The 9684-nt window shown below is 76.4% G+C and carries 9 protein-coding genes; 7 read left to right on the forward strand and 2 right to left on the reverse strand.

Going from position 1 to position 9684, the window contains the following annotated elements:
- The first annotated feature begins 21 nt into the window (after positions 1–21).
- Complete coding sequence (locus ABT263_RS27030; RefSeq protein WP_352294172.1) at positions 22–933, forward strand: acyl-CoA thioesterase; 912 nt, start codon at positions 22–24, stop codon at positions 931–933.
- Between the two features lie 108 nt (positions 934–1041).
- A complete protein-coding gene (locus tag ABT263_RS27035; RefSeq protein WP_352294173.1) occupies positions 1042–1692 on the forward strand; it encodes a TetR/AcrR family transcriptional regulator in 651 nt (216 codons plus the stop codon).
- Positions 1693–1698: 6 nt separating this feature from the next.
- Here the strand turns inward: ABT263_RS27035 and ABT263_RS27040 are convergent, their stop codons facing one another.
- On the reverse strand, positions 1699–3084 hold the full coding sequence (locus ABT263_RS27040; RefSeq protein ID WP_352294175.1) for a sulfite oxidase: 1386 nt from the start codon (positions 3082–3084) through the stop codon (positions 1699–1701).
- Positions 3085–3475: 391 nt separating this feature from the next.
- On the opposite strand from ABT263_RS27040, the gene ABT263_RS27045 reads away from it, so the two are divergent.
- From ABT263_RS27045 to ABT263_RS27060, 4 genes are all read left to right on the forward strand, one after another.
- The gene (locus ABT263_RS27045; protein WP_352294176.1) at positions 3476–4267 is read left to right on the forward strand and encodes an alpha/beta fold hydrolase; all 792 of its coding nucleotides are present in this window, start codon (positions 3476–3478) and stop codon (positions 4265–4267) included.
- Positions 4268–4327: 60 nt separating this feature from the next.
- Positions 4328–4714, forward strand: coding sequence for a MerR family transcriptional regulator (locus ABT263_RS27050; protein WP_352294178.1), 387 nt, complete (start codon positions 4328–4330; stop codon positions 4712–4714).
- A gap of 164 nt (positions 4715–4878) precedes the next feature.
- Positions 4879–6516, forward strand: coding sequence for a BCCT family transporter (locus ABT263_RS27055; RefSeq protein WP_352294180.1), 1638 nt, complete (start codon positions 4879–4881; stop codon positions 6514–6516).
- A gap of 120 nt (positions 6517–6636) precedes the next feature.
- On the forward strand, positions 6637–6816 hold the full coding sequence (locus ABT263_RS27060) for a hypothetical protein (RefSeq protein ID WP_352294182.1): 180 nt from the start codon (positions 6637–6639) through the stop codon (positions 6814–6816).
- 121 nt (positions 6817–6937) lie between these two features.
- Here ABT263_RS27060 and ABT263_RS27065 read toward each other — a convergent pair whose 3' ends face one another.
- Entirely contained in the window at positions 6938–8629 is a 1692-nt protein-coding gene (locus ABT263_RS27065) for a DUF2398 family protein (RefSeq protein ID WP_352294184.1), read from the reverse strand.
- A 225-nt stretch (positions 8630–8854) separates the two neighbouring features.
- Here ABT263_RS27065 and ABT263_RS27070 point away from each other — a divergent pair.
- The coding region (locus ABT263_RS27070) for a lysoplasmalogenase (protein ID WP_352294186.1) at positions 8855–9684 on the forward strand (830 nt) is incomplete at its 3' end.

Here is a 9684-nt window from a genome sequence, read left to right on the forward strand (position 1 = left end):
GGCTTCTGCCACTATGTCCCCGTGACCGACCTGACCGAGAAGGAGAGCCCGGCCGCCGACACCGCCGGCTCGTTCGCCGAGCTGCTGCGGATCGAGCGGCTGGACGAGAACACGTTCCGGGGGCGCTGCCACGCCGGCGCCCCGATGCGCGCCTTCGGCGGCCAGGTCGCCGCGCAGGCGCTGACCGCCGCCGGGCACACCATCGGCGACGACCGGGACGTGCACTCGCTGCACAGCTACTTCCTGCTCCCCGGGGACCCGTCCCGGCCGATCCGCTACGAGGTCGACCGGGTCCGCCAGGGGATGTCCTACGCCACCCGCCGGGTGACCGCCGTCCAGGGCGGCGAAGCGATCTTCACGCTCTCCGCCTCCTTCAAGCGGCCCGAGCCCGCCGCCGACCGCCACCGGGAGATGCCGGCGCTGCCCGGCCCGGAGGAGCTGCCGGACGCGCTGGCGGGCTGGGACGCCGAGGCCCGCGCCGCGCTGACCCGCACGGGCGGCTTCGGCTCACTGGACCTGCGGTTCGTCCCGCCGGACGCGCCCGGCGTGCCGCCGGCCGTCCCGGGCATGCCGCAGCAGTTCGTCTGGCTGCGCACCGCCTCCCCGCTCCCCGCCGGGGACCGGCTGCTGCACGTCTGCGCGCTGACCTACCTCTCGGACCTCACGCTGGCCTCGACGGCCGGGCTGCACGTCCAGCCGAACTTCTTCCAGCGCACCGAGCCGCCCCGGCTGATCATGGCCTCGCTGGACCACGCGATGTGGTTCCACCGCCCGTTCCGGGCCGACGAGTGGCTGCTGTTCGCCCAGCGCAGCCCCTCCTCCTCGGACGGCCGGGGGCTGTCGCTCGGCGAGTTCTACGACCGGGACGGCCGGCTGGTCGCCTCCGCCGTCCAGGAGGCCCTGATCCGCGACCGGGCACCCCGGGCGCACTGACCCCGGTTCCGCGCCGCCGTCCGCCGGCCACCGGTGGACGGCGGGCGAACGCGGGGCGACCGGTCGGCGTCATACTCCTGAGCGGTTCCGAGCCGTATCATGGTGCGGGTGACCAAGGTTGACCTGTCACCACGACCGGTGGAGGCGATGTCTCCACGTCAGCTCGAACGCCGCGAGTCCCTGATCGCGGCCGCGCTCGCCCTGGTGAACGAGATCGGTGTCGAGCGGCTGCAGATGAAACAGGTCTGCGAGCGGTCCGGAGTCGCCCTCGGGACGGCGTACCGCTACTTCTCCTCCAAGGACCACCTGCTGGCCGCGGCCATCGCCGAATGGCACCGGCTGCTGCTGGCCGACCTGGTGGCGGAGCTGCGCGGACCGCGGGCCGGGCTGGGGGCCACCGACCGGGTGGTGCGCTTCGTGCGCGGAGGCATGCGCGCCTACCAGCGCCAGCCCGAACTGGCCCGGCTCCGGGTGGCCGTCGCCGCCTCCACCGACCCCTTCGCCAGCGAGGCGCTGCAGGGCATGGCCCGGGCCGACAGCACCGCGCTCCAGGCGGTGATGGCCGAGGTGCCGGCCGCCGCGAGCGACCTGGTGCGGCACATCGTCGGCCACGCCTGGCAGGGCGAGCTCACCGCCTGGGTGACCGGCCGCACCACGCTCGGCGACGCCCGGCGGCGGCTGGAGGACGTGGTGCGGCTGGTGCTGACCCCGTACGAGACGCCGTACGGGGCGCCGTACGAGGCCAGCCCCACCGGCTGAGCGGCGTCAGGCGACCGTCACCGGGTGGACCACCACCGCGTCGAACAGGTAGCCCTCGCGGTTGAACACGGACGTCGCGGGCTGGGTGTTGCCGCGGCGGTCGGTCGCGCGCGCCCGCAGCTCGTACGGGCCGGTCCGGTCCGGGCGCCAGTCGAGGCTCCAGCGCGTCCAGTTGTCGGCGCGCGGCTCGTCCCGCAGCTCGGCGCGGTGCCAGCGCCGGCCGCCGTCGGTGCTCACCTCGACCCGGCGGACCGGCGCCGCGCCCGACCAGGAGCGTCCGTACAGGCGGTGCTCGCGGCCCGCCGCCAGCACCGCGTCACGGGCGAGTTCGAAGGCGCTCTTCACCACCTGGGTGGTGACCGGCGCACTTCCGCCGGCCGGGTAGTCAGGACCGAACATCCGGTAGAAGTCGGTGTTCCAGGGCGAGTACAGCGGCTGGTCGGCGACCTCGATCGAGCCGACCCACTTGATCGAGGCGATCCCGATCCAGCCCGGCACCACCAGCCGCAGCGGCGCACCGTGGTCGGGCGTCAGCGGTTCGCCGTTCATCTCGTAGGCGAGCAGCACGTCGTCCAGCGCCTTCGCGACCGGCAGCGGGCGGCGCACCCGGCCGAAGTCGACGCCGCCGCTCACGTACGCCGGGTCGAGGCCGCTGGGCAGCACGTCCACCGCGTCCCGGGTCAGTCCGGCCCGGTGCAGCACCTCGGCCAGCCGCACGCCGCGCCACTGGGCGGAGCCGACCCCGCCGAGCGTCCAGGGGGTGCCGGGCACGGGCTGGTTCTGCTGGGTGGCGTAGAAGCTGCGGCCGTTGCCGGCGCACTCGATCAGGGCGCTGATCCTGGTCGAGGGCAGGGCGCGCAGGTCCGCCAGGCCGAACTCGACCGGCCGCCCGGCGTCCGGGCCGCCGCGCAGGCCGCTGCCGAAGAGCCGCAGCCGCCAGCTGTCGGCGTCGATGACCGGGGTACTGGTGTGGTTGCGGACGAAGAACCGCTCCACCGGGACGTGCCGACCGATCGCGCCCGCCGCGTCGCGCAGCGCGTCCCAGCGCATCTCGGCGTTGGTCCCGCGCGGGAGGAACCACTCGGCGGGCAGCGGCTTCACGATGCCGGGCACGGGGGACACCGTACCCGCGAGGGCCGTGGGCGGCTCGGCAAGCGCTCCCGGCGCGGCGGTCGCGGTCCGCGCCCGGGCGCGGTCCGGGACGACCAGCCCGCCGGCGGCGGGTGCGGCGAGCACCCCGGCGGCGGTGAGCATCCGCAGCAGGGTCCGGCGCTCGACGCCGTCGGCGCGGGCCTCGCCGGCCGACCACTGCCGGCGGCGGAGCCGGTCGTAGGCGGCCTCGCCGGGGATCGGGCTCGCGGGGGTGGTCCGAAGGGGGTTCGCGGTGGGCACGGGCACACTTCCGTTCGGTTGCGGCGGACGGTCGGGCGGGCCGCGCGGCCGGGCGGGCGGGGACGGGGCGCCGACGGCGCGGGCCCGCTCCGGCCCGGCGCGGGGCGCGCGGGCGGGGCTCAGCGACAGCGGTCGGTGCGTCTGGCGCGGCGGGCGACGGCCCGGCGGGCAGCGGCGCTCCGGACCGGGGCGGCGGTCCGCCCGGTCGGTCTCGCGGCGCTCGGGCCTCCGGTCACGCCCGGATCATACGATCGCGAACCGTGTCGCGTCCGCCGATCCCGCCGATCGACGCCGCGCGGACGGTTCGGCCCGCACCGGACTTGACCTTCACACCGGTGTGAACTCCTAGCGTGCCGGTCACCGAGCCATCCAGGTGAACAGGAGCCCCGCCATGACCGAGCCGTCCCCCGCCACCCCGCCCGCGCTGGCCCGGATCGTCCGGGGCTCCGGCCCGGGCCTGCTGCTCGCGCACGGCGCCGGCGGCAGCGCCCGGGACAACTGGGGGCCGCTGCTGGACGACCTCGCCGCCCACCGCACCGTCGTCGCACCCGACTTCCCCGGCTCCGGCGACACCCCGTTCGAGCCGGCCGGGCCCTCGCTCGACGAGCTGGCGGACCGGCTGGTCGCCGCCGCCGTCGAGGAGGGCCTGGAGAGCTTCGACCTGGCCGGGTACTCGCTCGGGGCCGCCGTCGCCGTCCGCGCCGCCACCCGGCACCCGGCCCGGGTCCGCTCGCTGCTGCTGCTCGCCGGGGTGGCCGGCGGCGACCACCGGCTCCGGCTCACCGCCGAGCTGGCCGCCGGCCTGGCCGACCACCCGGAGCTGCTGGCCCGTTTCGTGCTCGCGGTCGCCTTCGGCGAGACCTGGGTCGACGCGCTCACCGCCGAGCAGCTCGCGGACCTGCGCGCCGCCCTGCTCGCCCCCGTCCCGGCCGGCTACCGCCAGCAGTTCGGCCTGGCCGGCCGGGTGGACGTACGCGGCGACCTGGCCCGGGTCACCGTGCCGACGCTGGTGATCAGCACCACCGAGGACATGCTGGTCGCGCCGAGCCAGCACCGCGCCCTGGCCGAGGGCATCCCGGGCGCCCGGCTGGTCGAACTCGCCAGCGGGCACCTCCCGGTGGTCGAGCGCCTGCCCGAACTGCGCGCGCTGCTGATGGACTTCGTGACCGGTCGGCCGGCGTAGCGACGGCCCCGCCGCGTCCGGGCCGGGAACAGCCCGGCCCGGACGGGCGTTCGCCCGGTCATGCGCATCGGAGAACTCGCCCGCCTGACCGGGGTGTCCACCCGCCTGCTGCGGTACTACGGGGAGCAGGGGCTGCTCGAACCGGACCGGTCGGCCGCCGGCTACCGCGAGTACCGCGAGGGCGACCAGATCCGGGTGCGGCAGATCCGCGGCCTGCTCGCGGCGGGCCTGTCCACCCGGGTGATCGCCGAGATCCTGCCGTGCGCGAGCGGCCCCGTCCCCGCCCTGGAGGCCTGCCCCGACCTGCTCGCCACCCTCCGCGGCGAGCTGGCCGAACTCGACACCCGGATCGCCGAGCTGACCCGCAGCCGGCAGGCCCTGGCCGGGTACCTGGACACCGCCGCCCCGGCCACCGGGCCCTCCGCCCGCGCGTACGCGGCCGCCTGACGGCCCGTCCGCCCGGCGCGCCGGCCCTCGCCCTGACGGCCCGTCCGGTCGCCTCTCCCCGGCGTGCCCTCCCCCCGGCACCCCCGAGGAGTGGACATAGTACGACATGTATCCATTTTCCGATCGTGTCGCCGACCGTCCAGTACGCCAGGAGAGGGACCTTCATGAGCAGCCAGCCACCAGGCCCGGACGAACCCGCCGCGACCCTCCCCGTCGACCGGACGGTGTTCGGCGTCAGTGCCGTGCTGGTGCTGGGGGTGGTCGCCTGGGGCGTCTTCGCCGAGGACTCGCTCGGCCGGACGTCCGACACCGCGCTCGGCTGGGTGCTGCACAACTTCGGCTGGCTGTTCGTGGTCGCCGCCGACGTCTTCCTGGTGCTCACCGTCCTGCTCGCGTTCAGCCGCTTCGGCCGGATCCGGCTCGGCCGCGACGACGACGAGCCGGAGTTCTCCACCCTCGCCTGGGTCGCGATGATGTTCAGCGCCGGCATGGGCATCGGCCTCATGTTCTACGGCGTCGGCGAACCGCTCCAGCTCTACGCCGCGCCGCAGCCCGGCTCCGGCCTGGAGCCGCAGAGCCCGGCCGCCGCCCAGCAGGCGCTGGAGTTCTCGCTCTTCCACTGGACCCTGCACCCCTGGGCGATCTACGCGGTCGGCGGCCTGGCGCTCGCCTACACCACCTTCCGCAAGGGCCGGGGCAACCGGATCTCCGCCGCCTTCGTCCCGCTGATCGGCGAACGCGGCGCGAACGGCTGGCCCGGCCGGGCGATCGACCTGCTGGCGGTGTTCGCGACCGTCTTCGGCTCGGCGACCAGCCTCGGCCTGGGCGCCCTCCAGGTGGCGGACGGCCTCGGCTTCATCTCCTCCGTCGAGAACACCGAACGCACCCAGCTGGTCATCATCGGCTCGCTGACCGCCGCCTTCGTCCTCTCCGCCTTCTCCGGCGTGCACAAGGGCGTCAAGTGGCTCTCCACCTCGAACGTCGTGCTGGCCTCGCTGATCATGCTCTTCGTCTTCGTGTTCGGCCCGTCGGTCTTCGTCCTGGACGCGATCCCGTCCACCGTCGGCGGCTACCTCTCCGACCTGGTCGCCATGTCGACCCAGACCGGCGCCTTCACCGACGAGAGCTGGCTCGGCTCCTGGACGATCTTCTACTGGGCCTGGTGGCTCTCCTGGGCGCCGTTCGTCGGCACCTTCATCGCCCGCATCTCGCGCGGCCGGACCATCCGGCAGTTCCTCACCGGCGTGCTGCTGGTCCCCAGCGGGGCGACGGTGGTCTGGTTCTGCGTGATGGGCGGGACGGCGATCCGGCTGAACTCCACCGGCGAGGCCGACCTGGTGGCCACCATCCCCCAGGGCGCCGAGGCCTCGCTGTTCGAGATGCTGCGCTCGCTCCCGCTCGGCTCGGTGACCAGCGTGATCGCGGTCCTGCTGGTGATGACCTTCTTCATCACCAGTGCCGACTCCGCCTCGCTGGTGCTCGGCTCGCTCTCCAGCCGGGGCTCGCTGCACCCGCGCACCTGGCTGGTGGTGGTCTGGGGCGTGCTGATGGGCGGGGTCGCCGCCGCGCTGCTGCTGGCCGGCGGGCTCACCGCGCTGCAGAACGCCACCATCCTGGTCGCGCTGCCGTTCGTGGTGGTGATGCTGCTGCTCTGCGTCGCCCTGGTGAAGGAGCTGCGCGAGGATCCGGCGGCCGGCCCCTCTCGGTTCCACGCCGCGCACGGCCTGCGGGACGCCGTCCGGCTGGCCGTCGGCGAGGCGATGGCCGACGCCCGGCGGGGGCCGCGACCGCCGTCCCGGTGACCGCCCCGGATCCGCCCCGCCCCGGGGCGGGGCGGATCCGGCACGAACCGACGCTTGGCCCCCATCCGGACTTCACCCGCGCGTACCGCTCGTTCACGCCGCCCTGGAACGCTCCCTGTCATGAACGCCAACCCTCCGGCGACCCTCCAGGATCCGCGCTTCCCGCTCCCGCAGCGCCACCGCCGCTTCCTGGCCTGTGCCGCCGTTCTCGCCTCCATCGCCCTCGGCACGCTCGGTGTGGGAGCCACCGTCGAAGCCGCCCAGCACGGCCCGCTCACGGCGGCCACCGCCCGACGATGACCCGCTGATCCCGCCGCCCTCCGCGCCCGACCCCAGGCACCGCCGTCCGGCCCACCGGCCACGGACGCGGTGCTTCTGTCGTTCCCGACGCGCGACCCGCTCGACGGCGGGCCGGTGGCGCTCAGGCCCGCTGCTCCGCCCGGGGGCCGGCCGGGGCCGCCACCGGGGCCTCCCGGCGGGAGTGCCGGCCCGTCCCCGGGGCCGGCCGCAGATCGGGCGCCGGAGCGAAGCGGGCGGCGGGGGCGCGCAGCAGCCAGCCCGGCGGCCGGGTGCCGCGCGGCGCGGGGGTGATCAGGCCCATCCGGTGCAGCAGGTCGAGGGCGTCGCGGCGCAGCGCGGTGCGGTCGGCGAGGTAGTCGCGCCGCCAGCCGGCCGGCAGCCCGTACTCGTCGGCGATGTCCCCGAGGACGCCGTCTATCAGCGCGTCCGGGATCGGGACGTCCGCGCCGGTGGCCTCGCCGGGGAGCGGGCGGACCTCCTCGACCAGGCGCTCGACCAGCAGCAGGGCGGCCTGGGCGAGGGTGCCGGCCCCCGGCAGGGCGAGGTCGGTGAGTTCGTCGGCGGGGTCGAGCAGGGCGACCCCCTCGGCCCGCAGTTCGGCCTCCAGGCCGAGGAACTCGGCGAGCGCGGCCGGGCCGGTCCGGCGGTGGAGGTCGAGCCAGTCGCGCTGGTCCGCGGGCAGGTCGGCGGCGAGCACGGCGGGGGTCTCGGCGAGGCGGCGGCGCACGGCGGTGCCGGGCTCGGCCCCGGCGGCGCGGCGGATCAGGTCGGCGGCGTCGTCGGCGAGGGCGGGCGGGCCCGCGGGTACGGCGCGGGCCAGCTCCCGGTCGACCGTCAGGACGACGCCGTCCGCGCTCCGGTCGGCGGGTATCTCGCCGAGCACCTGCCAGTCGGCCAGTGCGGCGAGGGCCATCGCGAGGTCGGCGGGCGTGGCGGCCGGACCGGGTGCGGCGTCCCGCATCGCCGCCAGCAGGGGGCCGAGCGGGAGCCGTTCGGGGGCGTCCACCAGCAGGGACAGCGCGAGGGCGAGCTGGGCGTAGCCGCCGGGGGTGAACGGCGCGCCGGTGCCGGGGTGTTCGAGCCGGCGGGCGGCGCCGGGGCCGAGCCCGGCCTTGTAGAGGCGGGCGTGCCAGGGGCCGACCACCAGGCGGTAGCCGAGCAGGGTGTCGAACTGGCCCGTCAGCCAGTCGCGGTGACGCCGGATCAGCGGGAACCCGTCGGCGTGCGGCCCGGAGGCGGTGACCAGCGGGTGGGCGAGCAGCAGCCGGGCGGCGATCCGGCGCTCGGCGGCGGCGGAACGGTCCTGCGCGCCGGCGGCCGAGCGGGCCGGCTCGGGCTTGCGGTGCTTTCCGGGCAGACCCGGCTTGGCTCCTGAGCGGACGACGGGCAGCGCCCCCTCGTCCCGCCGGGCCCGGCGCTGGCGGCGCGCCGGCCGCGGCTCGCGCACCCGCAGCGCGGCGGGGGCGTGCGCGGTGGGACCGTGCCACCAGCTGACGGCGTCACCGGCCGCCGCCTCCGGACCGGTCACCGGCTCGGCCGGGACGCCGAAGTGGCGGGCCGGGTAGAGGCCGAAGGTGGCGACGCAGAGGTCGTCGGCGGTCCCGGGATCGGCTTCGGCGAACCAGTGCGCCAGCCGGAGCAGCCCCGGATCGGGCGAGAGGACAGCCCCTCCGGTCTCCTGCGGAGCGTCAGGACCGGCTTCGCGTACGGCGACGACGGCGACGGTGGTGCCCTGCCCCGCCCCGCCCGTGCGCCCGTCCGACGTGCCGCCGGCCACCCGCGTGGTGCCGGCCGCGTACTCCTGCTGCTCCATGTCGTGGACCAGACTAGACGGTGGGCGCGACCGCCGGTGGCCCCAACCGGAGCTCGCGGCGAATTGGTCCGCGCGTACCCCGCCGGAGCGGCCCCGGCCGTCGGCGCGCGCCGGCCTACGCCCGGGTAGTACCAGCGGGTAACCCGGCCTTCCCCGGACGGACCCGGTCGCCTAGGGTGCGGACGAACGGGCCGCCCGCCCCCACCCACCGGAGGACACCGCCGCATGAGCATCCGCACCACCACCCGCGCCGTCCTCGGCGGGCGCCTGCGCTCCGCCACCGGGCTGCTCACCGGCTTCGCCGCCACCTCGGCGGCCCATCTGGGCGCGCTGCTCACCGACACGCCCGCCCTGCGGCACGCCACCAAGCCGGCGCTGATGCCGCTGCTGGCCGCGCACAGCGTCACGGCCGCCACCGCGGCCGGGCGGGAGGCGCCGAAGCTGCTGGCGCCCGCGCTGCTGCTCAGCGGCGGCGGGGACGTCCTGCTCCAGCTCGGCGACGACACCGCGTTCCTGGCCGGGATGGGCTCCTTCGCGGCGGCGCACGTCTGCTACGTGACGATGTTCGTCCGGCAAGGGGCGCTCACGGACCGGCGGCGTGCGCTGATCGTCACGGCCGCGTACGCGACGGCCTGGGCCGTGATGGTGGGCCGGCTCTGGCCGGACCTCGGCGGCCTCCGGGCGCCGGTGGCCGGGTACAGCCTGCTGCTCGCCTCGACCGCCGTCACCTCGGCCGGGCTGGGGTGGCGCACCGGCCTCGGCGGGGCGCTCTTCCTGCTCTCCGACACCCTGATCGCCACCAAGCTCGCGCAGTGGCGCGAGCTGCCCGGGCACCAGTTCTGGATCATGGCGACGTACCTCCTGGCCCAGTACCTGCTAGCCTCCGGCCTCCTGCGGGCCGCGGAGGCGCCGGAGACCCCGCGGGCTCCCCGGGCGTCCACGGCGGCCGGGGTCACCGGGGGCTCCGCGGCCCGGGCCGCGACGGCCAGAGACGGGCCGAGGGGGGGGGCCGGGAGCGGGGGCCGCGGAGGGGGGCGGGGGGCGAGGAGGCCGGT

This window comes from Kitasatospora sp. NPDC001603 (assembly GCF_040298365.1).
Classification (GTDB): Bacteria; Actinomycetota; Actinomycetes; order Streptomycetales; family Streptomycetaceae; genus Kitasatospora.